The organism is Actinomadura spongiicola (assembly GCF_003432485.1).
Classification (GTDB): Bacteria; Actinomycetota; Actinomycetes; order Streptosporangiales; family Streptosporangiaceae; genus Spirillospora; species Spirillospora spongiicola.
The window spans coordinates 529801-547528 of sequence record NZ_QVNQ01000003.1; the positions used below are offsets into that span (position 1 = coordinate 529801).

The 17728-nt window shown below is 71.8% G+C and carries 17 protein-coding genes; 10 read left to right on the plus strand and 7 right to left on the minus strand.

Going from position 1 to position 17728, the window contains the following annotated elements:
* The first annotated feature begins 209 nt into the window (after positions 1 to 209).
* The 3 genes from D0T12_RS11185 (at position 210) to D0T12_RS11195 (ending at position 4377) form a co-directional block, all read left to right on the plus strand.
* Positions 210 to 2096, plus strand: coding sequence for a glycoside hydrolase family 15 protein (locus tag D0T12_RS11185; protein WP_233525969.1), 1887 nt, complete (start codon positions 210 to 212; stop codon positions 2094 to 2096).
* Between the two features lie 86 nt (positions 2097 to 2182).
* Complete coding sequence (locus D0T12_RS11190; RefSeq protein WP_158581467.1) at positions 2183 to 3211, plus strand: septum formation family protein; 1029 nt, start codon at positions 2183 to 2185, stop codon at positions 3209 to 3211.
* The gene (locus D0T12_RS11195) at positions 3208 to 4377 is read left to right on the plus strand and encodes a DUF4190 domain-containing protein (RefSeq protein WP_117399434.1); all 1170 of its coding nucleotides are present in this window, start codon (positions 3208 to 3210) and stop codon (positions 4375 to 4377) included. The genes D0T12_RS11190 and D0T12_RS11195 overlap by 4 nt, the downstream gene beginning before the upstream one ends.
* Positions 4378 to 4422: 45 nt before the next feature.
* Here D0T12_RS11195 and secD read toward each other — a convergent pair whose 3' ends face one another.
* The 5 genes from secD to D0T12_RS11220 form a co-directional block, all read right to left on the minus strand.
* Complete coding sequence (gene secD, locus D0T12_RS11200) at positions 4423 to 6693, minus strand: protein translocase subunit SecD (RefSeq protein ID WP_117399435.1); 2271 nt, start codon at positions 6691 to 6693, stop codon at positions 4423 to 4425.
* A 60-nt stretch (positions 6694 to 6753) separates the two neighbouring features.
* Complete coding sequence (locus tag D0T12_RS11205) at positions 6754 to 7161, minus strand: hypothetical protein (protein ID WP_117399436.1); 408 nt, start codon at positions 7159 to 7161, stop codon at positions 6754 to 6756.
* 300 nt (positions 7162 to 7461) lie between these two features.
* Positions 7462 to 8850, minus strand: a complete 1389-nt coding sequence (locus tag D0T12_RS11210; protein WP_117399437.1) for a glycine--tRNA ligase — start codon at positions 8848 to 8850, stop codon at positions 7462 to 7464.
* Positions 8851 to 9014: 164 nt separating this feature from the next.
* Positions 9015 to 10283, minus strand: coding sequence for a DUF1906 domain-containing protein (locus D0T12_RS11215; protein ID WP_117399438.1), 1269 nt, complete (start codon positions 10281 to 10283; stop codon positions 9015 to 9017).
* A gap of 124 nt (positions 10284 to 10407) precedes the next feature.
* Positions 10408 to 10692, minus strand: a complete 285-nt coding sequence (locus D0T12_RS11220) for an antibiotic biosynthesis monooxygenase family protein (RefSeq protein ID WP_117399439.1) — start codon at positions 10690 to 10692, stop codon at positions 10408 to 10410.
* A gap of 46 nt (positions 10693 to 10738) precedes the next feature.
* Here D0T12_RS11220 and D0T12_RS11225 point away from each other — a divergent pair, with 46 nt between their 5' ends.
* Genes D0T12_RS11225 through D0T12_RS11250 form a run of 6 tightly spaced genes read left to right on the plus strand, consistent with a single transcriptional unit; the run spans position 10739 to position 14507 of the window.
* Entirely contained in the window at positions 10739 to 11044 is a 306-nt protein-coding gene (locus tag D0T12_RS11225; protein WP_117399440.1) for a DUF6703 family protein, read from the plus strand.
* 32 nt (positions 11045 to 11076) lie between these two features.
* Positions 11077 to 12039: a metal ABC transporter substrate-binding protein gene (locus D0T12_RS11230; protein WP_117399441.1), complete on the plus strand. Its 963-nt coding sequence runs from the start codon at positions 11077 to 11079 to the stop codon at positions 12037 to 12039.
* Positions 12036 to 12737: a metal ABC transporter ATP-binding protein gene (locus tag D0T12_RS11235; protein ID WP_117399442.1), complete on the plus strand. Its 702-nt coding sequence runs from the start codon at positions 12036 to 12038 to the stop codon at positions 12735 to 12737. The genes D0T12_RS11230 and D0T12_RS11235 overlap by 4 nt, the downstream gene beginning before the upstream one ends.
* The gene (locus D0T12_RS11240) at positions 12734 to 13639 is read left to right on the plus strand and encodes a metal ABC transporter permease (protein ID WP_117399443.1); all 906 of its coding nucleotides are present in this window, start codon (positions 12734 to 12736) and stop codon (positions 13637 to 13639) included. The genes D0T12_RS11235 and D0T12_RS11240 overlap by 4 nt, the downstream gene beginning before the upstream one ends.
* A complete protein-coding gene (locus tag D0T12_RS11245; protein ID WP_117399444.1) occupies positions 13636 to 14022 on the plus strand; it encodes a Fur family transcriptional regulator in 387 nt (128 codons plus the stop codon). The genes D0T12_RS11240 and D0T12_RS11245 overlap by 4 nt, the downstream gene beginning before the upstream one ends.
* A 59-nt stretch (positions 14023 to 14081) precedes the next feature.
* Complete coding sequence (locus D0T12_RS11250) at positions 14082 to 14507, plus strand: OsmC family protein (protein ID WP_117399445.1); 426 nt, start codon at positions 14082 to 14084, stop codon at positions 14505 to 14507.
* Positions 14508 to 14919: 412 nt separating this feature from the next.
* Here the strand turns inward: D0T12_RS11250 and D0T12_RS11255 are convergent, their stop codons facing one another.
* Together D0T12_RS11255 and recO are read right to left on the minus strand one after the other, a co-directional pair.
* Positions 14920 to 15738 (minus strand): isoprenyl transferase, encoded by an 819-nt coding sequence (locus D0T12_RS11255; protein WP_117399446.1) that lies wholly within the window; start codon positions 15736 to 15738, stop codon positions 14920 to 14922.
* Complete coding sequence (gene recO / locus D0T12_RS11260; protein ID WP_117399447.1) at positions 15735 to 16502, minus strand: DNA repair protein RecO; 768 nt, start codon at positions 16500 to 16502, stop codon at positions 15735 to 15737. The genes D0T12_RS11255 and recO overlap by 4 nt, the downstream gene beginning before the upstream one ends.
* 113 nt (positions 16503 to 16615) lie before the next feature.
* Here recO and D0T12_RS11265 point away from each other — a divergent pair, with 113 nt between their 5' ends.
* Complete coding sequence (locus D0T12_RS11265) at positions 16616 to 17728, plus strand: M4 family metallopeptidase (protein ID WP_233525970.1); 1113 nt, start codon at positions 16616 to 16618, stop codon at positions 17726 to 17728.

Here is a 17728-nt window from a genome sequence, read left to right on the forward strand (position 1 = left end):
GGCGGATCCGCTGCCCTGTTTGCCGGGACTGTACCTGCGTGTCGCGTGGCTACTCGGCGCCCGGTGCGCGAGTTGGCGTTTCCGCAGGTCAGACCCCCGATAGTGGTCTATTCCAATTCGGACCAACGGGGATCTTCCGGGCGGACTCCCCGCACCGGTGACGTACCCGCTCCATGGAAGAGGGAATGATGGATCACGGAGGTGAGAGTGTGAGGCCGAAGGTCGCCGGCGGCAGGGCGGGAGATCCGTTCGCCCCGATCGCCGATTTCGGGTTCCTGTCCGACTGCGAGACGACCGCCCTGGTCGCGCCCAGCGGGAACATCGAGTGGATGTGCCTGCCCCGGATGGACTCCCCCAGCGTGTTCGGCTCGATCCTGGACCGCGACGCCGGATACTTCCGGGTCGGCCCGGCGGGCGTGGAGGTGCCCGCCGCGCAGCGCTACATCCCCGGCACCATGGTCATGGAGACCACCTGGTGGGTGCACGGCGGCTGGCTCGTGGTGACGGACGCGCTGCTGATGGGGCCGTGGCACCACGAGACGGAACGGTCCCACACCCACCGCAGGGCCCCGACCGACTACGACGCCGACCACGTCCTGCTGCGGATGGTGCGGTGCGTGAACGGGCAGGTCCAGGTCCGCCTCGACTGCATGCCGGTGTTCGACTACGGCCGGACGCCCGCCCGCTGGGAGCACACCGGCTCCGGGTACCACGAGGCCGTGGCGCGCGGGAGCGACATCGGGCTGCGGCTCACCACCGACCTGAACGTCGGGTTCGAGGGGTCGCTCGCCACGGCCCGGACGCTGCTGAAGCAGGGCGAGTCCCGCTTCGTGGCGCTGTCGTGGAGTGAGCACGCGGCGCCGTCGTCCTGGCAGGAGGCTCAGGAACGGCTGGTGTGGACCGTCCACCACTGGCAGCACTGGCTCGACCGGGGCCGCTTCCCCGACCACCCGTGGCGCAGCCACCTCCAGCGCAGCGCCCTCACCCTGAAGGGCCTGACGTTCGCGCCGTCCGGCGCGGTCGCGGCCGCGGCGACGACGTCGCTGCCGGAGGCGCCCGGCGGCGACCGGAACTGGGACTACCGCTACACCTGGATCCGCGACTCCACGATGGCGCTGTGGGCGTTCTACACGCTCGGCTACGACTGGGAGGCCAACGACTTCTTCTACTTCATCACCGACGTCGCCGAGGCCGCCGAGGGCAAACTCCAGATCATGTACGGGCTGGACGGCCGCGCGGAGCTGCCCGAGTCCACGCTGGACCATCTCAGCGGCTACGACAACGCGCGTCCGGTGCGGATCGGCAACGAGGCGTACATGCAGGCGCAGCACGACGTGTGGGGCGCCATCATCGGCTCGATCTACCTGTTCGTCCGCAAACGCGACCGGCTGGACGACCGGCTCTGGAAGATCATCATCAAGCAGGTGGAGGACGCGCTCGCCAACTGGCGCGTGCCGGACTGCGGCATGTGGGAGGTGCGCGGCGAACCCCAGCACTTCACCTCGTCCAAGGTCTTCTGCTGGGTCGCGGCCGAGCGCGGGGCCCGGCTCGCCCGCATCCGGGGCGACCGGGATCGGGCCGCGCGCTGGCAGGCCGCCGCCGACGAGATCCACGCCGACGTGCTCGCCAACGCGCTGGACGAGCGGGGCGTCTTCACCGCCCACTACGGCGCGACCACGCTGGACGCGTCGGCGCTGCTGATCCCGCTGCTCGGCTTCCTGCCGGCCGACGACAAGCGCGTCCGCGAGACCGTCCTCGCCATCGCCGACGAGCTGTCGGAGGACGACCTCGTCCTGCGCTACCGGCCCGCGGAGACCGACGACGGCTTCGACACCGACGAGGGCAGCTTCACCATCTGCTCGTTCTGGATGGTCAGCACGCTGGTGATGATCGGGGAGCTGGACCGGGCGCGGGCGCTGTGCGAGAAGCTGCTGTCGTACGCCAGCCCGTTGCAGCTGTACTCGGAGGAGATCGACCCGCACACCGGGCGTCACCTCGGCAACTTCCCGCAGGCGTTCACCCACCTCTCCCTGATCAACGCGGTCATGCACGTGATCAGGGCGGAGAACGACGAACCCCAGCCGCCGCTGGCCTGAAAACGACCGGCACGGCCTTGATCACAAGTTGACGACAAGCGCCGGAATTGCTCCTTTTGTTGGCAATCCCGGCTATTTTCTCGGCCGTGACGACCCCACCGCCCCCCGACGGCGGCCCGGACACTCCCGCGTGGAGCCCGCCCGACGGCCGCGTCCCCGCGCGGGACGCGCCGTCGCGGTTACCGGTCCACGTCCCCGGGCCGCCACACGTCGCCGCGCGCACGACCGGACCGCCGCCCGTCCCCGTTCCGGGCCGGCGGAACCGCGTCGTGGTCATCGCCCTCGTCACGGGCCTGTGCGCGACCGTCTCACTCGGGACCGGCCTCGCCGTCGCCGCGTCCGGCGGCTCGCCGTTCGCCACGGCGGACGCGGAGTCCCGTCCCCCGCCGCCTCCGGGGCTGGTCGCGGTCTCGACGCTGGAGGCCGGTGCCTGTTTCAACGGGTACACCGAGGAGTACGCCGAGCCCGCGGCGGTGCGCACGCCCTGTGAACGCCGCCACGGCGGCGAGATCGGGGCCAAGGCGACACTGCTCCCCGGTCCCTTCCCGGACGAGCAGCGGCTCCTCGCGGAGGCGACGTACCAGTGCAAGGAGCGCACCGCGTTCCTGACCGACCGTCCCGCCGCGAGCGCGCTCGACCTCCGGATCGACATGCCCGACGAGGACGACTGGGCACACGGGAACCGCGAGGTGACGTGCCTGCTCGTCCACACCGGTTCCGGCGGGCTCACCGGCTCCCTCGCCACCAGCCCGAAGACCCGGACGGCGCACATGCCGGAGATGGAACCCGGCACGTGCGTCGAACGCTGGGACTCGCGGGTCGACGATCAGCCCGTCACCGAGTGCACCGAGGCGCACGAGGCGCAGCTGTACGCCAAGTTCACGTTGAAGGGCGTCCGGTATCCGGGCGACCGGAAGCTGGACGAGGTGTCCAACGCGCGCTGTTTCGGGCGGAGCCTGGCGGTGCTGGAGAAGCGGCTGCCGAAACGGGTCGAGCTGATCTACGTGAGGCCGTCCGAGGAGTCCTGGGCCGCCGGCGACCGCCTGCTCTACTGCCTGGCCAAGAGCACGGGGAAACCGCTGAAGCGGACCCTGCTGAGGAAGAGACGATCGTGACGACGCCACCACCGTCCCGGGACGACCGCGGCGACCATACCCCGAGACCCGTCCAGCCCGCCTGGGCGGCCTGGGCCCCGCCGGGCGACGCGGGCGGCCCCGACCCGGTCGCCGCCCCGCCGGTTCCCGGCCCGCCGGACGTCTTCTCCCGGTGGCCGCCTCCGGACGCCCCCCGGCACGCCCCGGCGCCGCCGTCGACCACGGTCCTGCCCCGGACGAACCGGCTCGCGGTCGTCTCCCTCGTCACCGGGATCTTCGGGCTGGTCCCGGTCGCGGTCCTGCTCTGCGTCGCGGCGCTCGTCCAGGCCGGGCGGCGTGGGGAGCGGGGCCGGGGCCTGGCCGTCGGCGGCCTGGCCGCGTCCGCGGTCTGGAGCCTGGTGGCGGTGCTCGCCGTGGCGGGGATCGTGGGCACGCTTGTCACCGCCGAGCGCGACGCCTCCGGCCGCGTCATCGACAAGGACAAGGTGCTGCCCGCGGCGCTGCGCGTCGGCGACTGCTTCACCGGCATTCGCGGCGACTACACGATCGGCCCGCTGACGGCGCTGCCCTGCGCCGAGCCGCACGACGGCGAGGTCGTCGCCCAGCTACGGTTGCCCGGCAAGGCCTACCCGGGTGACGAGAAGACCCTCGAACAGGCGACGAACGCGTGCTTCAGGAAGGCGTTCCGGCTGCAACGGAGCCGGCACGCCAAGTTCCTGGAGCCCTACGCCGTCACGCCGACCAGGGCGAGCTGGCGCTCCGGGGACCGCAGGGTGCTCTGCCTGCTCCGCTACACCGGCCCGGGGACCCTCGCCGCGCCGCTCGCCACGACCGTGGACCCGGACCAGAGGTACTGGAGCGAGATGACCCGCGGCGACTGCTTCGGCAAGTGGGACCCCACGAGCCTGGCCCAGCGCGTCGTCGCCTGCACCACGCCGTACTGGAACCAGGTGTACGGGGTCTTCACGCTGGAGGCGGGCCCGTACCCGGGAACGGAGACGATCGAACGCAAGGGGCAGGTGCGCTGCGAGAGGCTGCTCCAGAAGGCCTTCGGCCGGCACCCCTACCCCGACCAGTACTCGTACTTCTACCCGGAGAAGCACGAGTGGGACGGCGGCATCCGCACCGTCGTCTGCTTCGGCGTGAGCGAGGACCGTCCGCTGAAGAAGCCGATGCTGCCGTCCTGACCCGGTGGCGGGCCCCACCCGAGGGACAGGGCCCGCCACCGGCGTTCAGACGACCGCGCCCGAGTCCTGAGTGGAGCGGCGGGACGGGCGGGACCTGGTCTTGCGCTGCGGCGGCGGCGCCTTCGCGAACCGCTCCAGGACGACCGCCATCGGCGTCGCCGTGAACACGCTGGAGTACGTGCCGACGACGATGCCGATCAGGAGGGCGATGGCGAAGTCGGTCAGGGAGTCGCCGCCGAGGAACGCCAGGGCCGTCAGGATGAACAGCGCGCCCATCCCGGTGTTGATCGTGCGCGGGACGGTCTGCAGGACGCCCCGGTTCGCGATCGTCGCGAACCGTCCCTTCGGATTCTCGCCCCACATCTCCCGGACGCGGTCGAACACGACGACGGAGTCGTTGACCGAGTACCCGATGATGGTGAGCAGCGCGGCGAGGAACACCCCGTCGATGGGTTTGCCGAGCCAGGCGAAGACGCCCGTGACGATCGTGATGTCGTGGAACATCGCGATGACCGAGCCGGCCGCGAACGTCCAGCGGAACCTGATCGTCAGATAGGCCAGCTGGACCAGCAGCGCGACGCCGAGGGCGATGAGCGCCTTGGTCCGCAGTTCGTCGCCCAGGCTCGGGCCGATCAGCTCGTCACGCTGCTTGGTGGCGCCGCCGCCCTCCTTCGCCAGCGCCTGCTGGACGCGTTTCTCCTCCTCGTTGGTGAGGTCGACGGTCCGGACGGAGATGTCGTCCTGCCCGGACGTCTGGACGACGGCGCGCGGGAACCCGGCGTCGGCGACGGCGGAGCGGGCCACGTCGATGTCCACGGGACGGTTCGTGGAGTACTCGACGAGCCGTCCCCCGGTGAACTCCACACCGAAGTTGAGGCCGCGGGTGGCGATCCCGGTGGTGGCGATGACGACGGCGAGCGCGGAGATCCCGAGCCAGAGCCGGCTGCGCTTCATCAGGTCGGGGCCGCTGTTCTCCAGCCACCGCCGGATCCGTCCGGCGCCGGCGAGCCCGCCCGCCCTGCCCTTGGTGAGCTTCGGGAACCGCGCGGCGGCGGCGTCGGTGAGGACGCGGCTCAGCAGCATCGCCGACACGAGGGAGGCGAGGACACCGATGGTCAGCGTGACACCGAATCCCCGCACCGGGCCGGAGGCGAGGAAGAACAGCAGGGCACCGGCGAGCAGCGTGGTGACGGCGCTGTCGGCGATCGCCGACCACGCCTTGTCGAAGCCGACGGCCAGGGCCGTCCGGGCGCTGCGTCCGGGCGCCGCCGCCCGCTCCTCCCTGGCGCGTTCGAAGGCCAGCACGTTGGCGTCGATGGCCATGCCGATGGCGAGGACGAAACCGGCGAGTCCGGGCAGGGTCAGGGTCGCGCCGACCGCGACGAGCGCGGCGTAGGAGATGAGCGCGTAGCAGGCCAGCGCGACCGTGGCGAGGAAGCCGACGATGCGGTAGACGGCCACGATGAACAGCCCGGTGAGGATGACGCCGATGACCGCGGCGCGGGCGCTGGCGTCGATCGCCTCGTCGCCGAGCGTCGGCCCCACCACCCGCTGCTCGATGACCTTCACGGGGACGGGCAGCGAACCGCCCTCGATCAGCGCGGCGAGGTCCTTGGCCTCACCGGCGCTGAAGTCCCCGGTGATCTGCGTCGATCCGCCGGTGATGCCGACGCCGCAGGCGACGCTCTCGGTGACGCCCGGGGAGGAGATCACGCTGCCGTCGAGGATGATCGCGATCCGCCGTTCGTCGCCCGCCGCGCAGGCGGCCTTCGCGGTCAGCCGCTCCCACGTCTTGCCGCCGTCGCCCTTGAAGTCGACGTTCACGGCCCAGCCGCCGAGGTTCTGCGGATCGTAGGTGGCGTCGGCGGAGCCGATGCCGTCGCCGGTGAGGGCGGCGGGGCCGATCAGGATCGGCTGCCCGCTCTCGTCCCGGACCAGCTGCTGGCCCCTGTCGGGCGTGCCGTCGTTGGGCAGCACCGGATGGGCGGTGAGCTGCGCGGTCTTGCCGATCGCCGCGGTCGCCCTGGCCGGGTCCTGGACGTCGGGCAGTTCGACGATCAGCCGCCGGTCACCGGACCGGGTGATCGACGACTCGGCGACGCCGAGCGCGTCGATGCGGCGGCCCAGCACCTCCCGGGCGCGGTCGGTCGCCTCCCGGTCGGCCTTCACCGTCGGCGAGTTCTGCGTCTCCAGCACGATCTGGGTGCCGCCGCGCAGGTCGAGGCCGAGGCGGGCGGGTTTGGCATACGCGAAGTAGAACGATGTGGCGAGTACGGCCAATGCCAGTACCGCCCGCACCAGGTTGGCGCGAGTCAAAGGGAACCTCCACACGGAGCTCCGGCGCCGGGCGTGCGCGCGGCACCGCGGACAGAGACCTCAGATCCGTGGGAAGGAGGGTGGGGCGCGCCCGCGTGGCACGCCCCTCGGCACGATGTCCGGGGGGACATGCGCGGAAACGGCGCGGACGGCGCGCCGGGACGGCGGCCGCACCTCGACGGCGGCCGTGGGCAGCACCACGAGCGGCGGCTGCGCCGCGGGCGCCGACCGCACGTCGGGGGACGCGACGACGGCCTGCTCGTGTGGGCTCGGGCGGTGCTTGGTGGACGAGCGGGCGCGGGCGGGCGCCTGCTGCGCGGCCCCGTTCCGGACACCGGCGATCGTGCCGGTGGGAGACGTCCCGCCGTGGGTCCCGGTCCCGGCGGGGCCGACCACGATGCCGAGCAGCCCCAGCGCGACGACCAGCAGCCGGGCGACAGGACGGGCAGGCCAGTGCGGTTCGCGCATCCTGCCCCTCCTCTCGGACTCACCGACCGGTCGCCAGGCTCCGTGCGCCGCCGCCCATGCGGGCGGTTCAGCCGTCACCGACCCTCATAGTGTCACGATCCGCACCCGCACCGGCCACCACCGCAACCCCGCGACAACCCCAAGGTTTGCGATCGCGTCCGAAGGCAGGTTTCGAGCCTGCGAGAAACCTGATCGCGCAGCGAGCCGCCAGGCGAGTCGGAGTCGATGCCAGCGATCGCACCGCAGTTCACGACGATGGAGGCCCGCCAGGGCCGAAGGAGGAGTGAACTGCGAAGAAACTCAGCAGCCGACGAGCTGGGCGGCGAGGAACGACTCCACCTGGCTGATCGCGATGCGCTCCTGGGACATCGAGTCGCGCTCCCGGACGGTGACCGCGTCGTCGTCCAGGGTGTCGAAGTCGACGGTGACGCAGAACGGGGTGCCGATCTCGTCCTGGCGGCGGTAGCGGCGGCCGATGGCGCCGGCGTCGTCGAAGTCGACGTTCCAGTTCTTGCGGAGCCGCGCGGCGAGGTCGCGGGCCTTCGGCGACAGGTCGGCGTTGCGCGACAGCGGCAGCACCGCGCACTTCACCGGGGCCAGCCGCCGGTCGAGCCGCATGACGGCGCGCTTCTCCATCTTGCCCTTGGCGTTGGGCGCCTCGTCCTCGGCGTAGGCGTCCATCATGAACGTGAGCGCGCACCGGTCGACGCCCGCCGCGGGCTCGATCACGTACGGGACGAACCGTTCACCGGACTCCTGGTCGAAGAACGACAGGTCGGCGCCCGACGCCTTCGAGTGCGTCGTCAGGTCGTAGTCGGTGCGGTTGGCGACGCCCTCCAGCTCGCCCCACTCGCCGCCGACGAAGTCGAACCGGTACTCCACGTCCACGGTCCGCTTGGAGTAGTGCGACAGCTTCTCCTGCGGGTGCTCGTACAGCCGCAGGTTCTCCTTGCGGACACCGAGGTCGACGTACCACTGCATGCGCTCGTCGATCCAGTACTGGTGCCATTCCTCGTCGGTGCCGGGCTTGACGAAGAACTCCATCTCCATCTGCTCGAACTCACGGGTCCGGAAGATGAAGTTGCCGGGCGTGATCTCGTTGCGGAACGACTTGCCGATCTGGCCGATGCCGAACGGCACCTTGCGGCGCGCGGACTGCTGGACGTTCAGGTAGTTGACGAAGATGCCCTGCGCGGTCTCGGGACGCAGGTAGGCCAGGCCCGACTCGTCCTCGACCGGGCCGAGGTAGGTCTTGAGCAGGCCGTTGAACATCTTCGGCTCGGTGAAGGAGCCCTTGACGCCGCAGTTCGGGCAGCTGATGTCGGCGAGACCGTTCGCGGGCGGGCGGCCGTGCTTGGCCTCGTAGGCCTCTTCGAGGTGGTCGCCTCGGAAGCGCTTGTGGCAGGACTGGCATTCGGTCAGCGGGTCGACGAACGCCTGGACGTGGCCGCTGGCCTCCCAGACCTCGCGGGCGAGGATGACGCACGAGTCGAGGCCGACGATGTCGTCGCGGCCCTGCACCATGGACTTCCACCACTGACGTTTGACGTTGTTCTTGAGTTCGACGCCCAGCGGACCGTAGTCCCAGGAGGCGCGGAGCCCGCCGTAGATCTCGCTCGACGGGTAGACGAGGCCCCGGCGCTTGGCGAGGTTGACGATCGTGTCCAACACATCGGAACGGCGTGCCATGAGTATTCTCCATCCGGCTGGCGGTCGGCGGGACAGTGCGTACGCCCCGGCCCGGCTCCCGCGGGCGGCGGCGAGTGGTGTTCCCCGATGATCCCGCGGCGCGATCCTGCTCGGCGCCCTCGGGCAGTGCCCAGCTTAGGGCACGGGTGGGGCCAGTAAACCGACTAGAGGACGCGGCCGTCCACAACATTACTGTCGATGTTGAGGGTGACGCCGCCGTGCTTCTCCTTGTGGCCGCCCCGGTACTGCTTGATGCGGCCGTGCGGATGCCACCAGTGGTCCGGGATGAAGGGGTCGCCGTACACGTCCGCCCGGCCGTTCCAGTGGGCGAACCAGATGGCGACGGGCTTGCTTATCCCGTCGGCGTCGCCGACGTCCCGGATGCCGGACTTGACGCTGCTGTAGAGGCACGGGTCGTATCCGAGGCTCGTCAACCTCCGGACCCAGTTGTCCACGAACCTCAGGACGGCGGCCTTGCACCCGATGTTGCGGCTGTCGTAGGCCTCCATGTCGTAGTAGATGGGCGCGCCCTGCGGGATGCCGAGCGCCTGGGCCTTGACGGCGGCGTCCTCGGCGGCCACGGCGCCCTGCGACGCGGCGTTCTTGGCGGTGAAACGCTGCCGCCGGCTGCCGCACGGCGCCTGGAGCCCGACGTAGGTGGGGGTGACGCGGTAGCCCATGTCGCGGACCGCGCCCAGCCACGCCTCGGTGAGGTTGGGTTGCGCGCAGCCGCGCGCCGCGCCGCCGATGTAGATGTTGGTGACCTCGAAGGACGGCCGCCACGCCCGCATGGTCGCGAGGGACGGCGCCGTGCAGGTGTCGAACCCCCTGCCGCGCGTCCACGGCCTCGCCGGGTCCGGCGGGAGGTCGCCTCGGGCGTTCCCCGGCCGCTCGCGCCGGGGATCCGGGGTGGGCGGGCCGGATCCGGTGGCACGTCCGGGGTCCAGCCGGGTGCCGCGCAGGATCCGCTGGAGCGGCGCCGGATCCGTCCCGTACACGCCGGTGATGGCGGCTCCGGCCTCGGGGACGGTGAGCCGCGCCTCGTGGTCGACGGTCGGCGGGATGGTGAGCGTGGCGAGCCCGTCGGCGCGCACGACCTTCCCGGACGCGCGGCGCCCCTCGGCGGACGGCCCCGCCCGCTCGGCGGGCTGGATGTGGAGAGCCTCGGTGCGGCCGACGAGGCGGGGCGGGCAGTCCGGCTCCGGCCCGGGACGGCCGAGGTAGAGGACGTGCCGGTCGAAGCGGACGCAGCGGGACGCATCCCGGTCGAGCCGGTGCACCTCCCAGCCCACCGGCACGGATATCCGCAGCCCGAGGTACTCGACGACACGCGGGGCGGCGTGGGCGGGCGGCGCGATCGCCGCGACGGACGGTCCGGTGGCCAGGACGGCGCCGGACAGGACGGCACTGGGCAGCAGGAAGGCGCGGCGCATCAGATCTCCCCCGAACGGGCACGGCATGATCGTGAACGCCGCAAAGATGACCTTGGCCGGGGCGGCGAAACCGGCCGCGCCGCTTCTTGCCCGGTCCCTTGCCCTACCGAGACGCACCCGTTGATCAGTGGGCGGCGACGACCTCGTAGGCGCCGGGTTCGTCCACGGCCAGGGCGGCCAGCGGCATGAACCGCATCCGCAGCTCGTGGCCGCCGAGCGCGCGGCGGTAGTGGCCCGCGCCGTCCCATTCGGTGACGAGGGCCCACAGCCCGGGGTCGTCGACGGTCCTGCCGAGCCGTCCGGAGCGGAAGCCGGGGCACTCCGACAGGGCCGTCAGCACCGCGGTCATGCGGTCGGCGAAGTCGTCGGCGTCCTCGCCGGGCACGCGGTACCGGGTTATCGCGATCATGTGTCCATCCTCTCGCGGGCCAGGGGATTTCCGTTACCGTGGGCGGGTGCGAACCAAGGGTGAGCCAGGCGGGCTGCGGGCCGCGATCGAGCGGCGCAGCGCGGCGCCGGTGGTGTTCCTGCACCGGTTGCCGCGGTGGACGCTGCTGGTCGCGGTGTTCGCGCTGCTGGTGGTCGGGATGGTCGGCGGCGGCTGGGTGGCGGCGGCCGGGCTGCTGGTCCTGGCGGCGGCGCTGGCCTGGTTCGCCTACCTGAACTGGCCCGCGCTGGACGGGTCGGGCAAGGCGCTGCGGATCGTCGCGCTGGCGATCCTCGTGGGGTTCGCGCTGGGGCGCGGCATCGGGCGACTTTGACTATCATTTTCAGAATCGTCCATAATCGACGGGTGCCCCGCTTCCGGAACTCCCCGAGCGACTCCCCCGCGGCGGTCCTCACCCTGGCCGGGCTGGCGATCGGGCTCGCGGCCGGGCTGACGGGCTGCGCCGACGCGGGCGCCGACGTTCCCCCCGGCAGGACCGCCGTGATCGCGTCGTTCTACCCGATGGCGTGGCTCGCCGAGCGCGTCGGCGGCGACGACGCGCACGTCCGGACCCTCACCGCGCCCGGGACCGAACCCCATGACCTGGAACTGACGGCCCGGCAGGTCGCCCGGGTCGAGGACGCCGACCTCGCCGTCTACGTCAAGGGCGTCCAGCCCGCCGTGGACGAGGCCGTCCGCGGGCACGCGAAGGGCAGGTCGCTGGACGCGACGAGCCTGGTGAAGACGCTGCCGCCCCCGGACGAGACCGACGACGAGGAGGCGCACGACGGCCTCCGCCACGACGAGGCGTCCTACGACCCGCACGTCTGGCTAGACCCCAGCCGCATGGCGACCGTCGCGACCGCGCTCGGCGACCGGCTCGCCGCCGCCGACCCCGCCCACGCGGCGGGCCACCGGCGGCGCGCCGCGTCCACCGCCGCCGAACTTCGCGCGCTCGACCGCCGGTTCACCACCGGTCTGGCGTCCTGCGCGCGCCGGGACATCATCACCGCGCACGCCGCGTTCGGCTACCTCGCCGACCGTTACGCCCTGCGCCAGATCCCCGTCGCGGGCGTCGACCCGGCGAGCGAGCCGTCCCCGCGGCGGATGGCCGACCTGTCCCGCCGGGTCGTCGCCACCGGCGCGACCACGATCTTCACCGAGACCCTCGCCAGCCCGAAGGTCGCGCGGTCGCTGGCCCGGGAGGCGGGCGTGCGGACCGCCGTTCTGGACCCGGCCGAGGGCGTCGAGGACGGCTCGTCCGACGACTACCTGACGATCATGCAGGGGAACCTGCGGACGCTGCGCGCCGCGCTGGAGTGCTCATGAAGGACGCCCCGCCATTCGCGATGACATCGGGACTCGTCCGCCGGGACGGCCGCGACATCCTCACCGGCGTCGACCTGCGGGTGGAGGCCGGCGAGGTGCTCGCCGTCCTCGGGCCCAACGGCGCGGGCAAGTCCACCCTGGTCAAGGCGCTGCTGGGGCTCGTCCCGCTGGCGGGCGGCCGGACCGAGATCTACGGCGCGCCGCCCGCGCGGTTCCGCGGCTGGAGGCGGATCGGATACGTCCCGCAGCGGCTGCCGATGGGCGGCGGGGTGCCCGTGACCGTCCGGGAGGTCGTCGCGTCGGGCCGCGTCGCCCGAACGTCCCGCTGGCGGCCCGCGGTCCTGGGCGACCGGGCGGCCGACCGGGCCGCCGTCGACCGGGCCCTGGCGACGGTCGGCCTCACCGACCGCGCCCGCGACTCGGCGCACCTGCTGTCGGGCGGCCAGCAGCAGCGCGTACTGATCGCCCGCGCCCTCGCGGGCGAACCGGACGTGTTCGTGATGGACGAACCGACCGCGGGCGTGGACGCCCGAAACCAGGCCGCGCTCGCCACGGCGCTGCGCGGGCTGGCCGGGAAGACGGTGGTCCTGGTGGCGCACGAACTGGGCCCGCTGGAACCGCTCATCACCCGCACCATCGAATTGGAGCGCGGCCGCGTCGTCGACGGGACCGCCGCGCGAGGGGCCGTCACGGGATGAACGGAATGCTGCACTACGAGTTCATGCGCATCGCCCTGGTGATGGCGGTGCTGATCGGGTTGACCGCACCGGCCGTCGGCACGTTCCTCGTGCAGCGGAGGCTGTCGCTGCTCGGCGACGGCATCGGCCACATCGCGCTGACCGGCATCGGGCTCGGACTGCTCACGAGCACCTCGCCCGTCCTCGGCGCGCTGGTGGTGTCGGTCCTCGGCGCGGTGGCGATCGAGGTCGTGCGGGCCCGCAGCCGCAGCGGCGCGGACGTCGCGCTGGCGCTGCTGTTCTACGGCGGTCTGGCCGGCGGCGTGATCCTCACCAGCGCCGGCGGCGGCAGCGGCGCGAGCCTCCAGTCCTACCTGTTCGGTTCGATCACCAGCGTGACGACCACCGACCTGTACGTCGTCGCGGGCCTGGCCGCCACGGTTCTCGCGATCATCGCGCTGTTCGGCCGGGAGCTGTTCCTGCTGTGCCAGGACGAGGAGGTGGCGCGGGCCGCCGGGCTGCCCGTCCGGTTCCTCAGCGTCCTGATCGCCGCGACCGCCGCCGTCACCATCGTGATCGCGATGCGCGCGATCGGGCTGCTGCTCGTCAGCGCGCTGATGATCGTCCCGGTGGCGGCGGCGCAGCAGCTCACCCGGGGCTTCCGGGGCACGATGCTGGCCGCGATGGCGATCGGTGTACTGTCGGCCGTGGCGGGCCTGGCGGGCTCCTTCCAGTACGATCTGCCTCCGGGCCCCTCGATCGTGCTGCTGGCGCTCGCAGTGTTCGTCGTCGCGGTCGCCGGGGGCACACCGGTGCGTCGTAGGCGCGCCCGGGCCGACACGGCCGGAGAGGACCTCTCCCCCGCGTCCGGTCCCGGCGTCGAGACGCGCGTGGACGCAGAGGCGGAGGTACTTGGAGGATGACGACGGCCCGCCGGGACGCGGTACGGCAGGTCCTGGCCGACTGCGAGAGCTTCCGCAGCGCACAGGACATCTACGCCGATCTGCGCGCGGACGGATCCAAGATCGGCCTGACCACGGTGTACCGGGCGCTCCAGGCGCTCAGCGACGCCGGGGAGGTCGACGTGCTGCGCACCGACGACGGCGAGGCCGTGTACCGGGCCTGCCGCACCGAGCAGCACCACCATCATCTCGTCTGCCGCGACTGCGGCCGGACGATCGAGGTCGAGGGCCCGGCCGTGGAACGCTGGGCGGACGCGATCGCCGCCGAGCACGGTTTCAGCGACATCACGCACACCGTCGAGGTGTTCGGCACCTGCCGCGAATGCGCCGCCAAGACCCGCTGACCACGTGAACCGCCAGGTTCGGTGATCGGGCGGCCGGGCCATGGTGAAGAATCGGGGTCATGGCTACGACACGTACCGCAAACGCGCACTGGGAAGGGCCGCTCCTCAGCGGTCAGGGGACCGTCTCGCTGGACTCCTCGAAGCTCGGCACCTATGACGTGACCTGGGCATCGCGGTCCGAGGAGCCGGGCGGCCGGACGAGCCCGGAGGAGCTCATCGCCGCCGCGCACTCCACCTGCTACTCGATGGCTCTCTCGCACGGCCTCGCCGGCGCCGGAACGCCGCCGGAGAAGGTGGACACCAAGGCCGAGGTGACGTTCCAGCCGGGCGAGGGCATCACCGGCGTGCACCTGACCGTCCGGGCGAGCGTCCCCGGCATCTCCGCCGCCGACTTCGAGAAGGCCGCCGAGGCCGCCAAGGCCGGCTGCCCCGTAAGCAAGGCACTGGCAGGTACGACCATCACCCTGGACGCAGCACTGGTCTGAACCCATAAGCGTGGCCTGGGGAGACGACCGCAACCCGCCTCCCCAGCCACGCACCCACCCGAACCACTACGACCGCGCCCGAAGGCCCGGCCAGGGGCTCAGGCGAGACCAAAGCAAGAACCTGATCGCGCAGCGAGCCACCAGGCGAGCCAAAGCGATGCCAGCGATCGCGCGCAGTGCACGACGATGGAGGGCGCTCAGCGCCCGAAGGAGGAGTGCACTGCAATAAGCACGCCGTACTGGCCGGACATACCCCACCCTCTCGGACGCAACTGCCTCAGCCCGCTACAGCAACCACGCGACAACCCGGGCCACTGCGATCGCGTCCGAAGGCAGGTTCAAGCGAAGCGAGAACCTGATCGCGCAGCGAGCCGCAAGGCGAGTCGAAGCGATGCCAGCGATCGCACCCAGTTCACGACGATGGAGGCCCGCCAGGGCCGAAGGAGGAGTGGACTGCATTATTGGGCACAGCTCCGCCGTAGCGGCGGTCGCGGGAGGCGTAGATTTCGCAGGCGTGCCAGAGGTGGCGGCGGTCGAAGTCGGGCCAGAGCGTGTCGAGGAAGACCATTTCCGCGTACGCCGACTGCCACAGCAGGAAGTTGGACGTGCGTTGCTCCCCGGACGAGCGCAGGAACAGGTCCACGTCGGGGATGCCGGGCTCGTCCAGGTAGCGGGCGAACACCTTCTCGGTGATCTTGTCAGGGTTGAGCCGGCCGTCCCGGACGTCGCGGGCGAGGGCCGCGGCGGCGTCGGCGATCTCGGCGCGGCCGCCGTAGTTCACGCAGAACTGGAGGGTGAGGACGTCGTTGTCGCGCGTCATCTCCTCCGCCGTCTCGAGTTCCTTGATGACGCTGCGCCACAGCCGCGGGCGGCGGCCCGCCCAGCGGACGCGGACGCCCATCGAGTGGAGCTGGTCGCGGCGGCGGCGGATCACCTCCCGGTTGAAGCCCATGAGGAAACGCACTTCGTCCGGTGACCGCTTCCAGTTCTCGGTGGAGAACGCGTACGCCGACAGGTACGGGACGCCGAGCTCGATCGCCCCCATGATCACGTCGAAGAGCGAGTCCTCGCCGCGCTTGTGCCCCTCGGTGCGGGGCAGCCCGCGCTCCTTGGCCCAGCGGCCGTTGCCGTCCATGACGATGGCGACGTGCCGTGGCACCAGGTCCGCCGGGATCGGGGGTGGGACGGCGCCGTCCCGATGCGGCTGCGGAGGCGAAACGGCCGTTCTCAAACTCTCTCCCTGGTGGTGTCGTCCTCGATCGTCTCCTCGCGCTCCACATGGCGCAGGGAGCGGATTCCGTGCTCCAGATGCCACTGGAGGTAGGCGGCGACGAGGCCGCTGGTCTCCGTCCGGTGGCGCTGCTCGCTGGCGTCGGCGTACTCCCAGTCGCCGCGCAGCAGCGCCAGCATCAGGGCGAACGTCGGGGGCGCGGGGGTCGCGGCGCCCGGCTGCCGGCAGTTCGCGCAGACCGCGCCGCCCGCCGCGATGGCGAACCCGCGCAGGCCGCCGCGGTCGCCGCAACGGCAGCACTCGTCGAGCGCGGGCGCCCATCCGGCGACCGACAGCGAGCGCAGCAGGAACGCGTCCAGGACGAGCCGCGGGTCGTGGCCGCGTTCGGCGAGCGTGCGCAGCCCGCCGACGAGGAGGAGGAACTGCCGCAGCGCGGGTTCGCCCTCCTCGCTGGTGAGTTTCTCCGCGGTCTCCAGCATCGCCGTGCCGGCGGTGTACCGGGGATAGTCGGTGACGAGCGCCTCCCCATAGGGGCGCAGCGTCTCCGCCTGCGTGATCAGGTCGAGGGAGCGCCGTTCGTACAGTTGGAGGTCCACGTGCGTGAACGGTTCCAGGCGCGCCCCGAACCGGGATCTGGTCTTGCGGACCCCTTTCGCCGCGGCGCGGATCCGGCCGCCGCGCCGGGTCAGCACCGTCACGATGCGGTCGGCCTCGCCCAGTTTCTGGGTGCGCAGGACGATGCCTTCGTCGCGGTAGAGGGTCACCCGTTCATTCTGACGCACGTCACCCCATGCCCCGGCGTCAAGCCGGGGCATCTCCCCATGATCTTCACAAGTCTCCCCGCCACCTCCCCCGCGTGGCAATACGATCACGTATCGTGACCGGATTCGGCCGCGGCGTCCTGGGAGAAGGCGTGGCCGGAACCCCGCCGGCCTGGCAGCGTTGTGGCATGAGCTGCCACATCGTGCCGCCGCACATGCTTGAGCGCCTCGCCCGCGACGCCGACGACCCGGCCCTGCGCGACCGCGCCCGCCGTACCCTGGCCCTCAGCTCGGCGCAGGCCATCGAGCGCCGGACCGCTCCCGCCATCGCCCCCTCCCCCAGCGAGGACTTCGTCCCCCACCGGACGATCAACGACGCGGAGCACCGCGAGCGGCTGCCCGGCCGGACGGTCCGGGCCGAGGGAGCGCCCGCCACCGGGGACGAGAGCGTCGACCAGGCCTATGACTGGCTCGGCGCCACCTTCGACTTCTTCGAGGCCGCGTACCGGCGCGACTCGATCGACGGCGCGGGCCTGCCGATGGTCTCGACCGTCCACTACGGCGACGGCTACGGCAACGCGTTCTGGAACGGCGAGCAGATGGTGTACGGGGACGGGGACGGCATCGTCTTCACCGCGTTCACCGGCCCCCTCGACGTCACCGGCCACGAACTCACGCACGGCATCACGCAGTACACCGCGAATCTGGAGTACTACGGCCAGTCCGGCGCCCTCAACGAGTCCGTCTCGGACGTGTTCGGCTCCCTCATCAAGCAGTGGCACCTCGGGCACACCGCCGACCGGGCCGACTGGCTCATCGGGGAGGGCCTGCTCGCTCCCGGCATCAACGGCGTCGCGCTCCGCTCGCTGAAAGACCCCGGCACCGCCTACGACGACCCGGCCCTCGGCAAGGACCCACAGCCGGGTCATATGGACCACTATGTGGAGACCTACCGCGACAATGGAGGAGTCCACCTCAATTCGGGCATCCCTAATCGCGCCTTCTACCTCGCCGCAACCGCGATCGGCGGCAACGCCTGGGAGAAGGCGGGCCGGATCTGGTACGACACTCTCACCGGCGGTGCTCTGGCCACCGATGTCGACTTCGCCGGGTTCGCCGCCGCGACGGTTCGCTCCGCGACCCGCCTGTACGGGACGGGCTCAGTCGAGACGAAGGCGGTGAGCCGGGCCTGGACGGGGGTAGGTGTCCCCATGGAGGCGAACGGATAG